Here is a 20,511-nt window from a genome sequence, read left to right as displayed (position 1 = left end):
ATTTTCTCAGACAGACAAAGAAAAGGCACGGTGGAGACCGTGCCTTTTGTCTATCAGAGTGCCCTGGGTCAATAGTTTTTATTGTTGCGCCCAGTGGTATATCACACGCCCAGGTAGTCGAGAATCCCTTCGGCGGCGTTGCGGCCTTCGAAGATTGCCGTCACCACCAGGTCGGAACCGCGGACCATGTCGCCACCGGCGAAGATCTTCGGGTTGCTGGTCTGGTGCTTGAACGCGCCCTTCTCGGGAGCGACCACGCGGCCCTGGCTGTCGGTCTGGATACCGAACTGCTCGAACCATGGCGCCGGGCTCGGACGGAAACCGAAAGCGATGACCACGGCGTCGGCCGGGATGATCTCTTCGGAGCCCGGGATCGGCTCAGGGCTGCGGCGGCCGCGGGCGTCCGGTTCACCGAGACGGGTCTCGACCACTTTCACGCCTTCGACCTTGTCTTCGCCAACGATGGCGATCGGCTGACGGTTGTAGAGGAATTTCACGCCTTCTTCCTTGGCGTTCTTCACCTCTTTGCGCGAGCCGGGCATGTTCGCTTCGTCGCGGCGATACGCACAGGTCACGGCCTTGGCGCCCTGGCGGATGGAGGTGCGGTTGCAGTCCATCGCGGTGTCACCACCGCCCAGCACCACGACCTTCTTGCCCTTCATGTCGACGAAATCTTCCGGCGACTTTTCGAAGCCCAGGTTGCGGTTGACGTTGGCGATCAGGAAGTCCAGCGCGTCATGCACACCCGGCAGGTCTTCACCCGGGAAGCCGCCCTTCATGTAGGTGTAGGTGCCCATGCCCATGAACACCGCATCGAATTCTTCGAGCAGTTGTTCCATGGTCACGTCCTTGCCCACCTCGGTGTTCAGACGGAACTCGATACCCATGCCGGAGAAGACTTCGCGGCGATTGCTCAGCACGGTCTTTTCCAGCTTGAACTCGGGGATGCCGAAGGTCAGCAGGCCACCGATTTCCGGGTTCTTGTCGAACACCACCGGGGTCACACCGCCGCGCACCAGGATGTCGGCGCAGCCCAGGCCGGCCGGGCCGGCGCCGACAATGGCGACGCGCTTGCCGGTTGGCTTGACCTTGGACATGTCCGGACGCCAGCCCATGGCGAAGGCGGTGTCGGTGATGTACTTCTCCACCGAGCCGATGGTGACCGCACCGAAGCCGTCATTGAGGGTGCATGCACCTTCGCAGAGACGGTCCTGCGGGCAGACGCGACCGCAGACTTCCGGCAGGGTGTTGGTCTGGTGCGACAGTTCCGCGGCCGCGAGGATGTTGCCTTCGGAGACCAGCTTCAACCAGTTGGGGATGAAGTTGTGCACCGGGCACTTCCACTCGCAGTACGGGTTACCGCAACCCAGGCAACGGTGGGCCTGTTCGGCCGATTGTTGGGGTTTGAAAGGCTCGTAGATTTCCACGAACTCTTTCTTGCGCTGGCGCAGCAGCTTCTTCTTTGGATCCTTGCGCCCGACTTCGATGAACTGGAAGTCATTACTCAGACGTTCAGCCATTTTTCAAAACCTCTTTACCGCAGCTGCACGCTGCAAGACGATCACGTTAGCCGGCGGGCCCCGCGGGGCACCGCCGCTTGCAACTGCTTATTGCGGGTTGGCCCGGGTGCTGGAGAGCAGGTTCTTCAGGTTTGCCGCCTTCGGCTTGACCAGCCAGAAGCGACGAACGTAGTCGTCCAGGTTTTCCCAGAGCTCGCGGCCCCATTCGCTACCGGTTTCTTCGACGTACTCGGTCAGCACGCGGTGCAGATGGCTGCGGTAAGCCTCCATCGCCTCGCCGGTGATCCGCTGGATTTCCACCAGTTCATGGTTCAGCTTGTCGACGAAGCTGTTGTCCATGTCCAGTACGTAGGCGAAACCGCCCGTCATGCCGGAGCCGAAGTTGTAGCCGGTCTTGCCCAGGACGCAGACAAAACCACCGGTCATGTATTCGCAGCAGTGATCGCCGGTGCCTTCGACGATGGTGTGGGCACCGGAGTTGCGCACGGCGAAACGCTCGCCCGCGGTACCGGCGGCGAACAGCTTGCCGCCAGTGGCGCCGTACAGGCAGGTGTTGCCGATAATGGCGCTGTCCTGGGTGGCAAACGGGCTGCCGGCAGGCGGCACGATGGTCAGCTTGCCACCGGTCATGCCTTTGCCGACGTAGTCGTTGGCGTCACCTTCCAGGTGCATGTTCAAGCCACCGGCGTTCCACACGCCGAAGCTCTGACCAGCAGTGCCCTTGAAGCGGAAGGTGATCGGTGCCTTGGCCATGCCCTGGTTGCCGTGCAGACGGGCGATCTCACCGGAAATCCGCGCGCCGATGGAACGGTCGCAGTTGCAGATATCCAGGTCGAATTCGCCGCCGCTCAGGTCGCGGATCGCCGGAAGGGCCATCTGCACCATCTTCTCGGCCAACAGGCCCTTGTCGAACGGCGGGTTGCGGTCAACTCCGCAGAACTGCGGCTTGTCGGCCGACACGTGCGGGCTGCCCAGCAGCGGGCTGAGGTCGAGGTGTTTCTGCTTCTCGGTTTCGCCCGGCAGCATTTCCAGCAGGTCGGTACGGCCGATCAGCTCACCGAGGCTGCGCACGCCCAGGCGGGCCAGCCACTCACGGGTTTCTTCGGCGATGTAGGTGAAGAAGTTCACCACCATGTCGACGGTACCGATGTAGTGGTCCTTGCGCAGCTTGTCGTTCTGGGTCGCTACGCCGGTGGCGCAGTTGTTCAGGTGGCAGATGCGCAGGTATTTGCAGCCCAGGGCGATCATCGGCGCGGTGCCGAAGCCGAAGCTCTCGGCGCCGAGGATGGCCGCCTTGATCACGTCGAGGCCGGTTTTCAGGCCGCCATCGGTCTGTACCCGGACCTTGCCGCGCAAGTCGTTGCCGCGCAGGGTCTGGTGAGTTTCGGCCAGGCCCAGTTCCCACGGGGCGCCAGCGTACTTGATCGAGGTCAGCGGCGACGCACCGGTACCACCGTCATAACCGGAGATGGTGATGAGGTCGGCGTAAGCCTTGGCCACACCGGCGGCGATGGTGCCGACACCGGCTTCCGCCACCAGCTTGACCGATACCAGCGCCTGCGGGTTGACCTGCTTGAGGTCGAAGATCAGTTGCGACAGGTCTTCGATCGAGTAGATGTCATGGTGCGGCGGAGGCGAAATCAGGGTCACGCCCGGAACCGCGTAGCGCAGCTTGGCGATCAGGCCGTTGACCTTGCCGCCTGGCAGTTGACCACCCTCGCCCGGCTTGGCGCCTTGAGCAACCTTGATCTGCAGCACTTCGGCGTTGACCAGGTACTCGGGGGTGACACCGAAACGACCGGTGGCGACCTGTTTGATTTTCGAACTGCGGATGGTGCCGTAGCGGGCCGGATCTTCGCCGCCCTCACCGGAGTTGGAACGCGCGCCCAGGCGGTTCATTGCCTCGGCCAGCGCTTCGTGGGCTTCCGGCGACAGCGCGCCCAGGGAGATGCCGGCGGAGTCGAAGCGTTGCAGGATCGCTTGCAGCGGTTCGATTTCGCTCAGGTCCAGCGCCTGGTCGGCGGTCTTCACCTTGAGCAGGTCGCGGATCATCGACACCGGACGGTTGTCCACCAGCGCGGTGTATTCCTTGAACTTCTCGTAGTCGCCTTGTTGCACGGCGGCTTGTAGGGTGTTGACCACGTCCGGGTTGTAGGCGTGGTATTCGCCGCCGTGGACGAACTTCAGCAGACCGCCCTGCTGGATCGGCTTGCGCGGGCTCCAGGCTTCGGCGGCGAGCAGTTTCTGCTCGTTCTCGATGTCGACGAAACGCGCACCTTTCAGGCGGCTGGCAACGCCACAGAAGCTCAGGCCAACCACTTCTTCCGACAGACCAACCGCTTCGAACAGCTGTGCTCCGCGGTACGAGCCGACGGTGGAGATACCCATCTTCGACAGGATCTTCAGCAGGCCCTTGGAGATGCCTTTGCGGTAGTACTTGAAGACTTCGTCCAGATCGCCCAGCACTTCGCCGGTGCGGATCAGGTCGGCCAGCACTTCGTAGGCCAGGTACGGGTAGACCGCCGAGGCGCCGAAGCCGAGCAGCACGGCGAAGTGATGCGGGTCACGGGCAGTGGCGGTTTCCACCAGGATGTTGCTGTCGCAACGCAGGCCTTTTTCGGTCAGGCGGTGGTGCACGGCGCCCACAGCAAGCGAGGCGTGAGCCGGCAGCTTGCCCGGTGCGATATGACGGTCGGTCAGCACCAGTTGGGTCTTGCCAGCGCGCACGGCTTCCTCGGCCTGGTCGGCGATGTTGCGCACCGCAGCTTCCAGACCCAGGCTTTCTTCATAGTTGAGGTCGATGACATGACGCTCGAAGCCAGGGCGGTCGAGGTTCATCAGCGAACGCCACTTGGCCGGCGAGATGACCGGCGAGCTGAGGATCACCCGCGACGCATGCTCGGGCGATTCCTGGAAGATATTGCGCTCGGCACCGAGGCAGATCTCCAGCGACATGACGATGGCTTCACGCAGCGGGTCGATCGGCGGGTTGGTCACCTGCGCGAACTGCTGGCGGAAGTAGTCGTAGGTCGAACGCACGCGCTGCGACAGGATCGCCATCGGCGTGTCGTCGCCCATGGAACCCACGGCTTCCTGGCCCTGCTCGCCGAGCGGACGCAGCACCTGGTCACGCTCTTCGAAGGTGACCTGGAACATCTTCATGTATTGCTTGAGCTGGTCGGTGTCGTAACTCGCCGCGCCTTGGTCGTCGCTCAGGTCGGCCTGAATGCGCAGGGCATTCTGGCGCAGCCAGCGCTTGTACGGATGGCGCGACTTGAGGCGGTTGTCGATGGCGTCGGTGTCGAGGATCTGGCCGGTTTCGGTGTCCACGGCAAAGATCTGGCCCGGGCCGACACGGCCCTTGGCGATGACATCTTCAGGCTTGTAGTCCCACACGCCGATTTCCGACGCCAGGGTGATGTAGCCGTTCTTGGTGGTGACCCAACGCGCCGGCCGCAGGCCGTTGCGGTCGAGCAGGCAGACCGCGTGACGACCTTCGGTCATCACCACGCCGGCAGGACCGTCCCACGGCTCCATGTGCATGGAGTTGTATTCGTAGAAGGCGCGCAGGTCGGCGTCCATGGTCTCGACGTTCTGCCACGCTGGCGGAATGATCATCCGCACGCCACGGAACAGGTCGATACCACCGGTGACCATCAGTTCGAGCATGTTGTCCATCGAGGACGAGTCGGAGCCAACGCGGTTGACCAGCGGGCCCAGCTCTTCCAGATCCGGGATCAGTTCGTTCTCGAACTTGGTGCGACGGGCCTGGGCCCAGTTGCGGTTACCGGTGATGGTGTTGATCTCGCCGTTATGGGCGAGGAAGCGGAAGGGCTGCGCCAGCGGCCACTTCGGCAGGGTATTGGTGGAGAAGCGCTGGTGGAACACGCAGATCGCGGTCTGCAGGCGCTCGTCACTGAGGTCCGGATAGAAGGCGGTGAGGTCCGCCGGCATCATCAGGCCTTTATAAATGATGGTCTTGTGCGAAAAGCTGCAGATGTAGTGGTCGGTGTCTTCGGCGTTGGCGACCGAAGAGCGGCGACGGGCACTGAACAGCTTGATGGCGAATTCCTGATCGCTCAGGCCTTCACCGCCGACGAACACCTGTTCGATCTGCGGCAAGCGCTCGAGGGCGAGGCGGCCGAGAACGCTGGTGTCGATCGGGACCTTGCGCCAGCCCACCAGTTGCAGGCCGGCAGCGAGGATCTCGCGGTTCATGTTTTCGCGCGCGGCTTCGGCTTTGGCGTCGTTCTGATTGAAGAACACCATGCCCACGGCGTACTGCTTGGGCAGTTCGTTGCCGAAATGCTCCTTGGCAACTGCGCGCAGGAACGCATCGGGCTTCTGCATCAGCAGACCGCAACCGTCGCCGGTCTTGCCGTCGGCGTTGATCCCACCGCGGTGGGTCATGCAGGTCAGGGCTTCAATAGCCGTTTGCAAAAGGTGGTGGCTGGGTTCGCCCGTCATATGGGCGATCAGGCCAAAACCACAGTTGTCCTTGAATTCTTCGGGATGGTACAGACCTGTTTTCATAGACACATTCTCACCAGGTTCGCCTCTCACAAAGGCAAATCTCTTTTTAATACAACCACTTACCATCCACGCCGAACGAACGCCAGCTTTGCGGGGGCAATACGGGTGCCATTGTTGCACAGCGACAGGGACGCCCACAAATTTGCTGACGAATCAGCGAAAATCCATGTCGCATTTTTGAATGTTTTTAAGCGAATGCCGTGGTAACGGCGATGCTCGAGTCTGAAGCGTTTCAGCCTGGACTGCAACACGAGCTTGTGGCCGGCAGTCTGGGACAGAAAAGCCTGCCGCGTTCGACGCAGCAGGCTTGACTTGGGTTCAGGAGTCGCTCAGCAGGTGGCGGGGGTAGTGCCACCGAGCTATTTCAGCGGGTCGACAGGTCTTGTTGGACGCTGGCGACAGTGCGAGGCCAAGGTTTACCAGCCTGGACCTTGGCTGGCAAGGCCTTGATTGCATTGAGGGCTGCATCGCGGCTGGAGAAGTTGCCGTAGGTCACGACGTAGAGCGGCTTGCCCTGAAGGTTTTTCTTGAAGTAGCGATAGTCGCCACCCTCGGCTTTCACGTAGGCCTGGGCGGTGGCTTCGGAGCTGGTGCCGAGGATCTGCACAACGTAGTTGCCCGGTGCTTGCGAGGCATACCAGCCACCACCGGCCGTGCCGGCAGGTGCCGCAGCCGGCTTGGCGGCAGGTTTTTCCGCAGGTTTGACGGCAGGAACGGCGGGCTTGGCAGTCGCCACTTCAGTCACGGGCTTGGGCGCAGGTGCAACCGGCTTGGCGGCTGCTGGAGCGACAGGCTGGTGAGTAGGCGCAACCGGCTGTGCGGAGGCGATGGTCTGAGACGGCTGGATCGGCTGCGCCGGGGTCGGCGCCGGGCCTGCTACCGCGCCCGCAGGCGGGGCGATGGTGGTCACTGTCGGCGGTTGCAGCGCGGTGTTGCCGGCAGGACCGGACTCTTCACCCTCACTCATGCCCGCCGCTTCAGCCAACGGGCCGCGCATTACCGGTTGCGACTGGCCTACCAGCGGCAGTGGCATTGGCTGCGACGAACCAGCGAACTCGATCGCCGGGCCGCCATTGTTCGACTGTGCATTGCTCGGCTGCCCCTGCCCCAGCGGCAGTTGCGCCTGCTCGGCGGGTGCGCCGGTCTTCGGCTGGTCGCCTTTCTTCGGCATCAGCACGGCGGCGCCGACAGCGATCACTACTACGGCAGACAGCGCCAGCACATGTTTCTTCGGCATAGAGAACCCCACAGATGGTCGCTTCGCCGTCGAGCGGCTGGCGATCATGGCTTCGATCAAGGTATCGCGGGCGACCTGGTTGATGACCCCAGGCCAGCCGTCGGAGTTGTGGTGAATATCGACGACCTGCTCACTGGTGAACACCTCGATGCCACGCCCCGCACCTTCCAGACGTTGCTCCAGGTACTCCCGGGTCTCGTCTTCGGTGTAGGGTTGCAGCTCGATGACATGAAAACGCTCTTCCTCGATTTCCAGCGCTTCCAGGCCGGCGATCAGTGACGGCTCGCCGAACAGGAACACGTGGGGGCGACCTTCCGCGGTGCCCGCCGCCAGTTCCAGCAACGCTTGGAGTGCCGACTCGCCAAGTTGTTCCGCATCGTCGACCAGCAAATAGACTTCCTGGCCGGTCAGGCCCAGTTGCACCACCTGGGCGAGAATCAGCGGCACTTCGGCCTTGGCCACGCCCAGCGACTGCGCCACCTGGGCGAGAACGCCGGCCGCATCGCTGGCGCTGCGCGCGGATACCACCACGCTCTGCACCGACTGCTTGTTGGTGCTGGCCACCAGGGCCTGGCGCAGCAAGGTCTTGCCGGCGCCTTGCGGGCCGGTCACCACCAGCAGCAACTGGCTGTAACGGGCGAGGTGGTGCAGTTGCCCCAGGACCGGCTTGCGCTGGGCAGGGAAGAATTTGAACCCGGGGACGCGAGCGGCGAAGGGGTCGTGATTCAACTGATAGTGGCCGAGAAAGGCCTCGTCGGCATGCAAACTGGTCATCGGACTCTCATCAACCTCAAAGCTGGGCCACGATTGCGCGGTAATCCGCCGCCAGCGTGGCCTGAAGAATCTCTTGCGGATAGTCGTCGGTTACCACGGCCTCGCCCATGTGACGCAGCAAAACCAGACGCAGACGGCCATCGAGCACTTTTTTGTCCACCGACATGTGTTGCATGAACTGCGCCGGCGTCATTTCCTCCGGCGGTACCACCGGCAATCCGGCGCGCTGCAGCAGGCGAATGCCACGGTCGCGCTCCTGCTGGCTGATCCAGCCAAGGCGCATGGACATCTCCAGGGCCATGACAGTACCGGCTGCCACTGCTTCGCCATGCAGCCAGACACCATAGCCCATGTGCGTCTCGATAGCGTGACCGAAGGTGTGGCCGAGGTTCAGCGTAGCGCGCACTCCGGTCTCACGCTCATCGGCGCCGACCACGGCGGCCTTGGCGGCGCAGGAGCGGCGGATGGCTTCGGTCAGGGCAACGGCGTCGACATTGCGCAGGGCATCGACATGCTCTTCGAGCCAGCCGAGGAAAGGTTCGTCGCAAATCAGCCCGTACTTGATCACCTCGGCCAGTCCCGCAGACAACTCGCGCGCCGGCAAGGTGCGCAGGCTGTCGGTATCGATCAGCACCGCGTTGGGCTGATAGAAGGCGCCGACCATGTTCTTGCCCAGCGGGTGGTTGATGCCGGTCTTGCCGCCCACGGACGAGTCGACCTGGGACAGCAGCGTGGTCGGTACCTGGATGAAGTCCACGCCACGCTGGTAGCAGGCGGCGGCGAAGCCGGCCATGTCACCGATAACGCCGCCACCGAGGGCGACCACAGTGGTACGACGATCATGCCGTGCGGTGAGCAGGGCATCGAAAATCAGTTGCAGGGTTTCCCAGCTCTTGAAGGACTCGCCGTCCGGCAGCACCACCGGCAATACCGAGTAAGCGCCAAGGGTACGGCTCAGGCGTTCGAGGTACAGCGGCGCGACGGTCTCGTTGGAAACGATGGCGACCTGCCGACCCGCGATATGCGGTGCCAGCAGTTCGGGTTGATCCAGCAGGCCCCCACCGATGTAGATCGGGTAGCTGCGTTCGCCCAGTTCGACCTTAAGTGTCTGCATGTGTCCCCACAAAGAACAAAGGCGCGGGCTCGAACATTCGGCCCGCGCGATAACGGATTGCCCTGTCACGGCATGACTGGTCGCCGAGGATAGTCATGCGCTAACGGGGCGGCAACTTCTGCAAGCGCTCGAGAATGTCCAGCACCACCATGCGTGGTGGCCGCTCGTCGGTTTCGACCACCAGGTCGGCGATCTCCCGATACAGCGGGTCGCGCATCGTCAGCAACGCTCGCAGGGTTTCCTCGGGATTCGCGGTACGCAGCAAGGGGCGATTGCGATCGCGGGCGGTACGTCCCACCTGTTGCTCCACCGAAGCATGCAGGTAGATCACCCGGCCGCCATCGTGCAAAGCCTTGCGGTTGGCATCGCGCATTACCGCGCCACCACCGGTCGCCAGGACGACGCCGTCGGCCGCGCACAGCTCGGCGATCATGGCCTGCTCGCGGTCACGGAAACCCGGCTCACCTTCTTTGTCGAAGATCCATGGGATATTGGCGCCCGTGCGCAATTCAATTTCCTTATCGGAATCCTTGAATGGCAGGCGTAGCTCTTTGGCCAGCAGGCGGCCGATGGTGCTTTTGCCAGCACCCATCGGCCCAACAAGTATCAAATTTCGCACAGAATCAATGACTCACAGCAATCGCCTGGTCATTCATGATACGCGGAGTCAGGAAGACCAGCAGCTCGGATTTTTTCTCGATGATGGCGGAGCGACGAAACAGCCGCCCAACATACGGCACATCGCCCAAAAATGGCACCTTATCCTGCACATTACTTTTGGTTGTCGAGTACACGCCACCGATGACGATGGTCTGGCCATCAGCAATCTGCACCCGCGCGTTCAGCTCGTTCTTGCGGATTGGCGGTACCGTGCCCTGAAGATTGAGGTAGTCCGGCTCGTCCTTGGTGACCTTGACCTGCATGCTCACCCGCCCGCCGGGCATGATCTGCGGCGTGACTTCCAGCGACAGCGACGCCTCGCGAAAGGTGGTCGATGTAGCGCCATTGGCCCCCGACTCCTGATAAGGCACCTCGCTGCCCTTGAGAATCCGCGCGGTTTCCTTGTCGGCGGTCATGACCTTGGGCTGGGAGATGATTTCGCCGTTTCCGGACTTCTCCATGGCGTTCAGTTCCAGATCCAGCAGCCGGCCATCGCCCACCAGGCCGAAGCCGATGCCTGACGTCGCCTTGTCCAACCCCAGATCGACGAAGGTTGGCGCCTCAGCTCCCACGGCTTTCAACCTGCCGCCCGCCAGCGAGCCGCCCCAGCGCACGCCCAACCCTCGCTCGTAGTCGACATTCGCCTCGACGATACGGGCTTCGATCATGATCTGACGGACCGGAACATCCAGTTGCCCAAGCAACTGTCGCAGGATTTCCAGCCGCTCCGGACTCTGACTGGTGATCAGCATATTGGTGCGCTCATCGACGCTGATTGCACCCCAGGGCGCTTCGTCCGGGCTGTCCTGCAACAGCGGCTGGAACAACGCGGCAATATCCGTGGCCCGGGCGTGATTGACCTGCAGCAGGGCCTGCTCCCGCAACCCGGATGATGGCAGCCCCGCATTGTTCAACTCCGCCAGCGGCGCCACCATCAGCACGTTGCCCTCCAAGCGCTTGCCGAGCCCCTTGCTGCGCAGCACCGTATCGAGCGCCTGATCCCATGGCACGTCCTGCAAGCGCAGGGTCACAGAGCCTTGCACCGCGTCGCTGACCACCAGATTGACCCCGATGAAGTCAGCCAGCACCTGCAACACCGCACGCACCTCGACATCCTGGAAATTCAGCGAAAGCGGCTTGCCGCTGTGACCTCCAGGCGCAGATACCGCGCCGACAAGGGGCGAAAACAGCACCAGCACGCATAACCCCAAGGACCTGAACATCCTGTTCATTCCGTCTCCTTTCACGCTAATCATCCCTCGGCCACCGATCCCAGGCGCAGTACGCGCGGGATCGGCCCAGCCGCTTCCGGCGCGATCAACTCGATCCGCCCCTCATCAATACTCGCTACCCGTTCCGGCCCCAGCAGATCACCCTCGCGCAGCGGATAAAGCACCTCACCGACCCGGACCAACGCCACCTGCCCTTGCTGGCCACGCAGATGCCCGACCATCGTCACCCCCGCCAAAGGCGCGGCCTCACTCGCCAACGGCTCAGCGGCCGTGAATGGATCACGAGGCTCCGCGGACTGAAGCATCGACACCTCAGGCAAGGTATCAACCAGCGCAGCGCGGTAAGCCTGAAGGCGCAGTTGCACAAGCAGCGGCCCGGAGGGACGGTCATCAGGTGCCGCCAGATGCAACTCCTGCAGCGCGACCAGCCGACCAAGCCCGGCAAGCCCCGAGAGAAACCCCTGTAACGCCGAGTAGTCCCCCGTGGCCTGCACCTGGATAGGAAGTTCGACGTGGTGCTCCCGTGTCCTGGCGTCCTCGACCGTCACCTGCTCGAACGTCAGCCCCACACCCAGGCGCGCCAGGTTTTGCAGCAGGCTCGCCAAGCCGTCGTCATCGAACAACTCGCGCCGATCACCCGCCAGTTCCGCCTCCAGTTGCCGCACCTGCTGCTGATGCGTTTCCAGGCGTGCCGCCAGTGCGGATCGGCCTTCCCAGTGGGACTGCGACTGACTGTGGCTAACTTCGGCCTGCTCAATGCGCTCAACCAGACCACGCCCATAAATGACGAAGCCCGCCAGCGGAATGATCAACAGGCAGCCGCCCATCAGCAGCGCCTTCACTGGCCAGGAGTACTTCACCAGCCTCGACCATACCGGCCCAGTGCTCAGCGACACGCTCATGACGGTTCTACAGCCGCGGCCGGGCGCAGGCTGACCGCTATCTGAAAGCGCTCGCCCTGGCTGGACGACTTCACCTCCTGGAGGTCCGGAGCACTCAAGCCAGGTGATTGCCCCAGGTTGCGCAGCAGGTGCGCGACGTCAGTGCCCGAGCGGGCCAGCCCGGACAGCCTCAGTTCATCACCGGCCAGTTGCAGCCCATCGAGCCGGACCTGTGCCGGCACGATCCGCGTCAGGTGGTTCAGCAGTTCGGCCCCGGATTGGCCTTGGCGCCGCAACGCCTGTAGTTCGTTGCGCTGCTCAACAAGGGCGTCACGCCGGACTACCAAGCCTTCGACCTCAGCCACGGGGCCATCAAGCGCGGCAGTCCGTTCATCCAGGCGGCTGTTTTCCTTCAATTGCGCGCTCAGTCGCTGATCGAGCAGTCCGAAGACGACCACCATCAGCAGTCCGCCCAGCAGCGCCGCCGCCAGCAACCCGTATTGAAAGGTGCGGATCGCCCGCTGACGCCGCCATTCCCGCCAGGGCAACAAATTGACCGCGTGCATCAGGCGTATCCTCGCAGCGCCAGCCCGCAGGCCACACCCAGCATCGGCGCTGCCTGACGCAGATCGGCGGCCCCCTGCTGTGGCTCAAGCAACGTCGCCAGTGGGTCAAACGGCTGCGTCACCACACCGAGGCGCTGCCGCAATTGCCCGGCCAGCCCATCCCAGTCAGCACGCGCACCCGCGAGCCAGAGCTGGTCCGGCATCGCACCCGGCTCACGCAGCAGGCACAAGTCGACAAACTCGACCAACCTCTCCAGTTGCGGCTCAAGCGGCACATGGCGCTCGCTGAACGACGGCGTGCCTTCCTTGGTGAATGCCTGGAACACCCAGCCATCCGCCTCCAGTTGCAGCACCGCCGCCAGTCCCGTCGGCTGGCGGTTCAACACCCGCTGCCAGGCATGGCTGTCGATGTCGACGATCCGCGCCCGCAAGCCGGCCAGGTCCATGACCGCTTCCATGCCGTCCAGCCACTCCTGGCGACAAGCCGTGAAGGCCACGCTCAGGAAGCCCGGCGCACCGGCAGATACCTGGTAATCGAGCGCGGCCTCTTCCACCGCGAAGGGAATGAATTGCTCGGCCTCGTCACGCAGCCGTTCGTCGATTTCATCGTCATCGAGCTCCGACGGCATTGCCACTGCATGCTGGATCACCACCGAGGCCGGCACCGACAGCGCAACTTCGCGACGACTCGCGCCGCTGCGCGCAAAGGCGCGCATCAAGGCCACGGCGACCGCCTCATGATCAATCACCCGGCCGTCCACCACGGCACCGCGCGAAAGTGGCTCGACCGCCCAGCCTCGTACGCGAAGCCCCTCCTCCCGGCGTTCCAGTTGCAGCACCCTGACAGCGCAAGAGGCGATTTCCACCCCCAGCAGTGAACCGGCATCCCAGCCTGAGCGTCCAAACATCCTGTTTCCTCATTTCCATCGAAAAAGCGAGAGCGTCCAGGATCAGGAAGACGCCACTGGCACCCTCCTGACTCCCGGTGCAAATCACGCGGGGAAGTGAAAATTGCTTATAATGCCCAGCGTTTTTCTGGCCCGCCGGGCCCTGCGCTCAACCCAAAACTCCAACTGGACATCCCAAAGCCTTGATACGCCTGCTGAAGTTCTTCTGGTGGTCTTTCGTCGCAGTCATTTGCGCAGCCGTACTCGGTCTGAGTGGCGCGTTTCTGTATCTTAGTCCCAGCCTCCCTTCGGTCGAGGCGCTGCGAAGCATCCAGTTGCAGATACCCCTGAGGGTGTACAGCAGTGACGGAAAGCTGATCGCCGAGTTTGGCGAAATGCGCCGCTCTCCAATCCGTTTCGCGGATATTCCCCCACACTTCATTCAGGCGTTGCTGTCAGCCGAGGACGACAATTTCCTCAATCACTATGGTGTTGACCCCAGCAGCCTGATGCGTGCCGCCTCCCAGTTGGTCAAGTCCGGGCACATCCAGACCGGCGGCAGCACCATCACCATGCAGGTGGCGAAGAACTTCTTCCTGTCCAGCGAGCGCAGTTTCTCGCGCAAGACCAACGAAATTCTCCTGGCCCTGCAGATCGAGCGGGAGCTGACCAAGGACGAAATCCTCGAGCTGTACGTCAACAAGATTTACCTGGGCAACCGTGCCTACGGCATCGAAGCCGCGGCGCAGGTGTATTACGGCAAGTCGATCCGCGACATCAGCCTGGCGCAGATGGCAATGATCGCCGGCCTGCCCAAGGCGCCGTCGCGCTTCAACCCGCTGGCCAACCCGGCCCGGGCCAAGGAGCGCCGCGACTGGATCCTCGGACGCATGTACAAGCTGGGCAAGATCGACGAGTCCAGCTACCAGGCCGCCCTCGCCGAGCCGCTGAACGCCAGTTATCACGTGCCGACGCCAGAAGTGAACGCACCGTACATCGCCGAAATGGCCCGCGCCGAGATGGTCGGCCGCTACGGCAGCGACGCCTACACCGAAGGTTTCCGGGTCACCACCACAGTGCCGAGCGACCTGCAGGCCATCGCCAACAACGCCGTACTCGACGGGCTCACCGACTACGACAAGCGCCACGGCTACCGCGGCCCCGAGTCGCGTCTGCCGGGCAAGACCCGCGCCGCGTGGCTGCAGGAACTGGGCAAGCAGCGCAACATGGGCGGCCTGGAGCCGGCCATCGTGATCCAGGTCGACAAGACTGGCCTGCGCGTACTGACCAAGTCCGGCGACGAGGCCACCGTTGCCTGGGACACCATGAAATGGGCGCGCCCGTTCCTCAACACCAATAGCCAGGGCCGCAGCCCGCAGCAGGCGAGCGATGTTTCGCAGGTCGGCGACCTGATCCGGGTCCGCCGGATGGACGACGGCAGTCTGGCCTTCAGCCAGGTGCCCGGCGCACAGAGCGCGCTGGTCACCCTCGACCCGAACAACGGAGCAATCCGCGCACTGGTCGGCGGCTTCTCGTTCGAGCAGAGCAACTACAACCGCGCCATGCAGGCCAAGCGCCAGCCGGGCTCCAGCTTCAAGCCATTCGTCTATAGCGCGGCACTGGATAACGGCTACACCGCCGCCAGCCTGGTGAACGACGCACCGATCGTGTTCGTCGACGAGTACCTGGACAAAGTCTGGCGTCCGAAGAACGACACCAACACCTTCCTCGGCCCGATCCGCATGCGCGAGGCGCTGTACAAGTCGCGCAACCTGGTGTCGATCCGCCTGCTGCAAAGCATGGGCGTCGACAAGACCATCGACTACATCGCCAAGTTCGGCTTCAACAAGCAGGACCTGCCGCGCAACCTGTCCCTGGCACTGGGCACCGCGACCCTGACGCCGATGGAAATCGCCACCGGCTGGAGTGCTTTCGCCAACGGCGGCTTCAAGATCAGCCCGTACCTGATCGAACGCATCGAAAGCCGCAACGGCGAAACCCTGTTCACCGCCAATCCGGCCCGGGTTCCCTCGGGGCAGGAAGACCAGGCCGGCATCGCCGCGCCGCAGGTGCAGCCGATCAGTACCGACACTGCGGCAGCGCCTTCCGCGCAACCACAGGCGCCGCTGACCGCAGAGCGGATCATCGACGGGCGTACCAGCTACATCCTCACCAGCATGCTGGAGGACGTCATCAAGCGCGGCACCGGGCGTCGCGCCATGGCACTGGGCCGTAACGACCTGGCGGGCAAGACCGGGACCACCAACGAGTCCAAGGACGCCTGGTTCTCCGGGTACAACGCCGACTACGTGACGACGGTCTGGACCGGCTTCGACCAGCCTGAAACCCTGGGCCGGCGCGAGTATGGCGGCACAGTGTCGCTGCCGATCTGGATGAACTTCATGGGCCCCGCGCTCAAGGGCAAGCCCGAGCACCGGCTGCCAGAGCCGGAAGGCATCCTCAGCCTGCGGGTCGACCCGGTCAGTGGCCGCGCGGCAACGCCGGGGACGCCGAACGCTTACTTCGAACTGTTCAAGGCCGAGGACACTCCGCCTTCGGTCAACGAACTGGGCAATGGCAGCGCACCGGGCAGCCCGCTGCCAGCGGATGAAGCGGCGCCGATGGATCTGTTCTGATCCCTGCATCCTGAAACCGGCCGCTCACGATTCTGCGGGAGCGGCCCTTCGCGGCTAACGGTTGGTCCCACAGGTTCCGCGCCAAACCACCATGTTTGCCCAACAAAAAAGCCCCGACTCTCACGAGCCGGGGCTTTCTTTTGTTACGTCAGCGGATCAACCGTTGAACACTTCATCCACGCTGGTCAGCGGGTAGTGTTTCGGGTACGGCAGGGTCGCTACGCCAGTCTCGATGGCGGCTTTGGCCACGGCATCGGAAACGACGGTCAGCAGACGCGAGTCCATCGGCTTCGGAATGATGTACTCACGGCCGAATTCCAGACCCGCAACGCCGTACGCGTCGCAGACTTCTTTCGGAACTGGCAGCTTGGCCAGGTCTTTCAGAGCGTTGGCGGCGGCGATCTTCATTTCTTCGTTGATGCGCTTGGCGCGAACGTCCAGGGCACCGCGGAAGATGAACGGGAAGCCCAGAACGTTGTTGACCTGGTTCGGGTAGTCGGAACGACCGGTAGCCATGATCACGTCGTTACGAGTGGCGTGGGCCAGCTCTGGCGAGATTTCCGGATCCGGGTTGGAGCAGGCGAAGACGATAGGGTTTGGCGCCATCGACTTCAGGCCTTCAGCGCTCAGCAGGTTCGGACCGGACAGACCGACGAACACGTCGGCGCCGTCCAGAGCATCGGCCAGGCTGCGCTTGTCGGTAGCGTGGGCGAATACGGCCTTGTACTGATTCAGGTCGTCGCGGCCAGCGTGGATCACGCCAGTACGGTCAACCATGAAGATGTTCTCGATGTTCGCGCCCATGCTCACCAGCAGTTTCATGCAGGAGATGGCCGCAGCACCGGCGCCCAGGCAGACGATCTTGGCGTCGGCCAGGGTTTTGCCAGCGATTTCCAGGGCGTTGATCATGCCGGCGGCGGTCACGATGGCGGTGCCGTGCTGGTCATCGTGGAAAACCGGGATGTCGCACTGTTCGATCAGGGCGCGCTCGATCTCGAAGCACTCAGGTGCCTTGATGTCTTCGAGGTTGATGCCACCGAAGGTGATGGAGATGCGCTTGACGGTGTCGATGAAGGCTTGCGGGCTTTCGGAGTCGACTTCGATGTCGAACACGTCGATACCGGCGAAACGCTTGAACAGAACACCCTTGCCTTCCATCACTGGCTTGGAAGCCAGTGGGCCGAGGTTACCCAGGCCAAGAATGGCGGTACCGTCGGAGATCACTGCTACCAGATTGCCCTTGCCGGTGTACTTGTAGGCCAGCTCGGGATCGCGACCGATTTCACGCACCGGCTCCGCGACGCCCGGGCTGTAGGCCAGCGCCAGGTCACGAGCGGTTGCGGTTGGTTTGGTAAGCTCTACGCTCAGTTTCCCCGGACGAGGCTGAGCATGATATTCAAGAGCGGCAGTTTTCAGGTCTGACATGGTGGGCATTCCGCTTGTTTACTGTTCTGACGGACCGCCGAGGATACGCAAAGAGCCAAGGGCCGACAAGACTGCCCGGTCACTTGTGTCAAGGCCTTTAAGCTACGACTTTCCGCCAAGAGCCGCGTAGTACGCGGCTTTCGATGTGTACAATCGAGCAAAAAAATGTCCACAATTTTTTATCTTCTGGCCCTTTCCAGCATGCTCGGGTCGGTCAATTGCAGCCACCAACGCTGCTGACCCGGTTTCAGCGCCCCTTTGCGGGAACGATCCAGCACCGCTTCGAAATGGTCGCCAGAGAGAACGCCAAAGCCGGCAACTGCCAAATCGCGCCCACAAAAAAAGCGCCCACAAGGGGCGCCTTTTTTTGCAACCAAGCCAGACCTATAGGGCCAGCCAAGCGCATTCTTACTTCTTGCCGAACGTACCGAAACGATCTGCGAAGCGCTGTACGCGGCCGCCGGTATCCAGAGTCTTCTGCTTACCGGTGTAGAACGGGTGGCACTCGTTGCACACGTCGATTGGCAGTGGTTTGCCGAAGGTCGAACGGGTTTCGAACTTGTTGCCGCAGCTGCAGGTGACCGCAACCGCTTCGTAAACTGGATGAATATCTGCTTTCATGGCCATTTCCTCGACTGCGTGCCGCCACCCAACACCATTGTTGAATACCGCACGTAATTAGGCGGCGAATAATACCAGAGCGAAGCCTCAGCGCAAGTTGTCGCTTGCACCGACTGTCGTCTGCTAGGCTCGCGGGCATCTGGAATTACCCTTACAGAGAAGCCTCCGCGTGTCCGACGTCATTCTTCGCCTTGCCCTGCCCTCGCCACTACGGCGGCTGTTCGACTACAGGGCCACGGCGAGCATGGCGCGCCAGACGCTCACACCGGGCATGCGCGTGCGCGTGCCGTTCGGGCGCCGGGAGATGATCGGCGTGCTGGTGGAGGTCGCCGAACACAGCGAAGTGCCCGCAGACAAGCTCAAGCCGGCGATCGCCCTGCTCGACCCGGTCTCGCCGCTGCCGCCGGCGCTGTTCAAACTCTGCCTGTGGACCGCCCAGTATTATCAGCACAGCCTCGGCGATACCCTGAGCTGGGCGCTGCCGGTGCTGTTGCGCCAGGGCGAACCCGCCGAAGCGCGCCAGGAACGCTTCTGGCAAGTCGCACTCAACGCTCGCCAGGATGATCCGCGCATCGCCCGCGCGCCGCGCCAGCGTGAAGCCCTCGCCACCCTCGCCCAGCACCCTCATGGCGTTGCCCATGGCCTGCTGGGCAAGTTGGGGCTGAGCAAGGACAGCCTCGACCTGTTGCTGGCCAAGGAGATGGTGGAGGTCGAAGTGCGCCGCCATGCCCCGCAGGCCCGCCACGAACACTGGCTGGCGCAGCCGGAACTGCCGCTCAACGATGAACAGCGCGCCGCCTTCCACACCGTGCGCGCCGGTTTCGATACGTTCCACGCCTTCCTGCTGGCCGGGGTGACCGGCAGCGGCAAGACCGAGGTCTACCTGCAACTGATCCGCGAAACCCTCGAAGCCGGCAAGCAGGCGCTGATCCTGATTCCCGAGATCAACCTCGGGCCGCAGACCCTGGCCCGCTTCGAGCAGCGTTTCAATGCGCGCATCGCCCTGCTGCACTCGGCGGTCAACGACCGCGAGCGCCTGGACGCCTGGCTCGCCGCCCGCGACGGCGAGGCCGATATCATCATCGGCACTCGCTCGGCACTGTTCACGCCGATGAAGAATCCCGGGCTGATCATCATCGACGAGGAGCACGACGGCTCCTACAAACAGCAAGAAGGCCTGCGCTACCACGCCCGCGACCTGGCGCTGGTGCGCGCGCGGCAGGAAAACATCCCGATCCTGCTGGGCTCGGCGACGCCCTCGCTGGAAAGCCTGCACAACGCTCACTCCGGCCGCTACGGCCTGCTGCGCCTGAACCACCGCGCCGGCGGTGCGCAAGCCCCGCGGTTCCTGCGCCTGGATGTGAAAAGCCGACCACTGGACAGCGGCATCAGCGGCCCGATGCAGCAGGCCATCGCCCAGACCCTCGCCGCCGGCCAGCAAGTCCTGGTGTTCCTCAATCGCCGCGGCTTTGCCCCGACCCTGCTCTGCCACGACTGCGGCTGGCTGTCCGAATGCCCGCGCTGCGATGCGCGCATGACCGTGCACCAGCGCTCCGGAGAACTGCGCTGCCACCATTGCGGGCATGAAGAACGCATTCCGCGCCAGTGCCCGCAGTGCAACCACGTCGATCTGCGGCCGGTGGGCGCCGGCACCGAGCGCGCCGAGGAGCGGCTGAGCATTCTGTTCCCCGATTTCCCGGTTCTACGGGTGGACCGCGACAGCACCTCGCGCAAGGACGCGATGAACCAGTTGTTCAACACCATCCAGCGCGGCCAGCCGTGCATTCTGGTCGGCACGCAGATGCTGGCCAAAGGGCACCACTTCCCGCGGGTCACCCTGGTGGCGATCCTCGATGCCGATGGTGGGCTGTTCTCCGGCGACTTCCGCGCCGCCGAGCGCATGGCCCAGTTGATCGTGCAGGTTGCCGGGCGCGCCGGGCGGGCCGAGGAGCCGGGCAAAGTGATCATCCAGACCCACCTCGCCGACCATCCTTTATTGGTGCAACTGACCGAACAGGGCTACTTCGCCTTTGCCGAGCAGGCCCTGAGCGAGCGCCGCGCCGCCGGCCTGCCGCCGTTCGCGCACCTCGCCCTGCTGCGCGCGGAGGCGCACAAGCCGGGCCAGGCCGAAGGTTTTCTCGACGAAGCCTGCTCCGCGGCCGAACGATTGCTGGCCGAGCAAGGTCTGCATGGGATCGAATTGCTGGGGCCGGTCCCCGCGCCGATGGAACGCCGCGCCGGTCGCTACCGCGCGCAACTGCTGCTGCAGGCCAATGCGCGGGCGCCGTTGCATCGACTGATCAGTGCCTGGTTGCTAGTGTTGGAACAGTTACCCAGCGGGCGCCAGGTGCGCTGGTCGCTGGATGTGGACCCGGTAGATCTGTACTAGCGCCGGCCCAAAGGTTGGCAACCTTGCACCAGCAAC

Annotated in this window: 13 protein-coding genes and 1 pseudogene; 2 read left to right on the top strand and 12 right to left on the bottom strand. The window is 63.4% G+C overall.

The features are described from left to right. Window positions 1-101: 101 nt before the first annotated feature. The 9 genes from NTD82_RS11865 to pilM form a co-directional block, all read right to left on the bottom strand. Window positions 102-1,520 carry an FAD-dependent oxidoreductase gene (locus NTD82_RS11865; protein ID WP_110970348.1) on the bottom strand — a complete coding sequence of 473 codons (1,419 nt, stop codon included), beginning with the start codon at window positions 1,518-1,520 and terminating at the stop codon, window positions 102-104. Window positions 1,521-1,607: 87 nt separating this feature from the next. Continuing rightward, complete coding sequence (gltB, locus tag NTD82_RS11860; protein WP_175652712.1) at window positions 1,608-6,053, bottom strand: glutamate synthase large subunit; 4,446 nt, start codon at window positions 6,051-6,053, stop codon at window positions 1,608-1,610. A gap of 364 nt (window positions 6,054-6,417) precedes the next feature. Continuing rightward, the gene (locus NTD82_RS11855; protein ID WP_262128869.1) at window positions 6,418-8,064 is read right to left on the bottom strand and encodes an SPOR domain-containing protein; all 1,647 of its coding nucleotides are present in this window, start codon (window positions 8,062-8,064) and stop codon (window positions 6,418-6,420) included. A gap of 16 nt (window positions 8,065-8,080) precedes the next feature. Continuing rightward, a complete protein-coding gene (gene aroB, locus NTD82_RS11850; RefSeq protein WP_262128868.1) occupies window positions 8,081-9,178 on the bottom strand; it encodes a 3-dehydroquinate synthase in 1,098 nt (365 codons plus the stop codon). A gap of 100 nt (window positions 9,179-9,278) precedes the next feature. Then, entirely contained in the window at window positions 9,279-9,797 is a 519-nt protein-coding gene (aroK, locus tag NTD82_RS11845; protein WP_095156321.1) for a shikimate kinase AroK, read from the bottom strand. A gap of 4 nt (window positions 9,798-9,801) precedes the next feature. Continuing rightward, on the bottom strand, window positions 9,802-11,070 hold the full coding sequence (locus NTD82_RS11840; protein ID WP_410017042.1) for a type IV pilus secretin PilQ: 1,269 nt from the start codon (window positions 11,068-11,070) through the stop codon (window positions 9,802-9,804). Window positions 11,071-11,090: 20 nt separating this feature from the next. Further along, window positions 11,091-11,972 carry a type 4a pilus biogenesis protein PilO gene (gene pilO, locus NTD82_RS11835; RefSeq protein WP_262128867.1) on the bottom strand — a complete coding sequence of 294 codons (882 nt, stop codon included), beginning with the start codon at window positions 11,970-11,972 and terminating at the stop codon, window positions 11,091-11,093. After that, on the bottom strand, window positions 11,969-12,517 hold the full coding sequence (locus NTD82_RS11830) for a PilN domain-containing protein (protein WP_262128866.1): 549 nt from the start codon (window positions 12,515-12,517) through the stop codon (window positions 11,969-11,971). The genes pilO and NTD82_RS11830 overlap by 4 nt, the downstream gene beginning before the upstream one ends. Beyond that, window positions 12,517-13,425, bottom strand: a complete 909-nt coding sequence (gene pilM / locus NTD82_RS11825; protein WP_262128865.1) for a type IV pilus biogenesis protein PilM — start codon at window positions 13,423-13,425, stop codon at window positions 12,517-12,519. The genes NTD82_RS11830 and pilM overlap by 1 nt, the downstream gene beginning before the upstream one ends. Window positions 13,426-13,610: 185 nt before the next feature. On the opposite strand from pilM, the gene NTD82_RS11820 reads away from it, so the two are divergent. Beyond that, on the top strand, window positions 13,611-16,040 hold the full coding sequence (locus NTD82_RS11820; RefSeq protein WP_410017045.1) for a penicillin-binding protein 1A: 2,430 nt from the start codon (window positions 13,611-13,613) through the stop codon (window positions 16,038-16,040). A gap of 156 nt (window positions 16,041-16,196) precedes the next feature. Here the strand turns inward: NTD82_RS11820 and NTD82_RS11815 are convergent, their stop codons facing one another. The 3 genes and pseudogenes from NTD82_RS11815 to rpmE form a co-directional block, all read right to left on the bottom strand. Then, entirely contained in the window at window positions 16,197-17,465 is a 1,269-nt protein-coding gene (locus NTD82_RS11815) for a malic enzyme-like NAD(P)-binding protein (RefSeq protein WP_095156327.1), read from the bottom strand. 179 nt (window positions 17,466-17,644) lie between these two features. Continuing rightward, a pseudogene (locus NTD82_RS29295) lies at window positions 17,645-17,797 on the bottom strand (thermonuclease family protein); the annotation flags it as partial. 76 nt (window positions 17,798-17,873) lie between these two features. Then, window positions 17,874-18,086, bottom strand: coding sequence for a 50S ribosomal protein L31 (rpmE, locus tag NTD82_RS11805; protein WP_095156328.1), 213 nt, complete (start codon window positions 18,084-18,086; stop codon window positions 17,874-17,876). A 169-nt stretch (window positions 18,087-18,255) separates the two neighbouring features. On the opposite strand from rpmE, the gene NTD82_RS11800 reads away from it, so the two are divergent. Continuing rightward, the gene (locus tag NTD82_RS11800; protein WP_262128863.1) at window positions 18,256-20,475 is read left to right on the top strand and encodes a primosomal protein N'; all 2,220 of its coding nucleotides are present in this window, start codon (window positions 18,256-18,258) and stop codon (window positions 20,473-20,475) included. Window positions 20,476-20,511 lie beyond the last annotated feature (36 nt).

This window comes from Pseudomonas sp. 5P_5.1_Bac1, from assembly GCF_025466015.1.
GTDB lineage: Bacteria > Pseudomonadota > Gammaproteobacteria > Pseudomonadales > Pseudomonadaceae > Aquipseudomonas.
Note: the sequence above shows the minus strand (reverse complement) of the source record. Positions and strands in the feature narration are given on the sequence as shown.

Coding starts and splice junctions, on each gene's coding strand:
- NTD82_RS11865 (WP_110970348.1), bottom strand. CDS start 1,520: ATGGCTGAACGTCTGAGTAATGACTTCCAGTTCATCGAAGTCGGGCGC.
- gltB (WP_175652712.1), bottom strand. CDS start 6,053: ATGAAAACAGGTCTGTACCATCCCGAAGAATTCAAGGACAACTGTGGT.
- NTD82_RS11855 (WP_262128869.1), bottom strand. CDS start 8,064: ATGACCAGTTTGCATGCCGACGAGGCCTTTCTCGGCCACTATCAGTTG.
- aroB (WP_262128868.1), bottom strand. CDS start 9,178: ATGCAGACACTTAAGGTCGAACTGGGCGAACGCAGCTACCCGATCTAC.
- NTD82_RS11840 (WP_410017042.1), bottom strand. CDS start 11,070: ATGAACAGGATGTTCAGGTCCTTGGGGTTATGCGTGCTGGTGCTGTTT.
- pilO (WP_262128867.1), bottom strand. CDS start 11,972: ATGAGCGTGTCGCTGAGCACTGGGCCGGTATGGTCGAGGCTGGTGAAG.
- NTD82_RS11830 (WP_262128866.1), bottom strand. CDS start 12,517: ATGCACGCGGTCAATTTGTTGCCCTGGCGGGAATGGCGGCGTCAGCGG.
- pilM (WP_262128865.1), bottom strand. CDS start 13,425: ATGTTTGGACGCTCAGGCTGGGATGCCGGTTCACTGCTGGGGGTGGAA.
- NTD82_RS11815 (WP_095156327.1), bottom strand. CDS start 17,465: ATGTCAGACCTGAAAACTGCCGCTCTTGAATATCATGCTCAGCCTCGT.
- rpmE (WP_095156328.1), bottom strand. CDS start 18,086: ATGAAAGCAGATATTCATCCAGTTTACGAAGCGGTTGCGGTCACCTGC.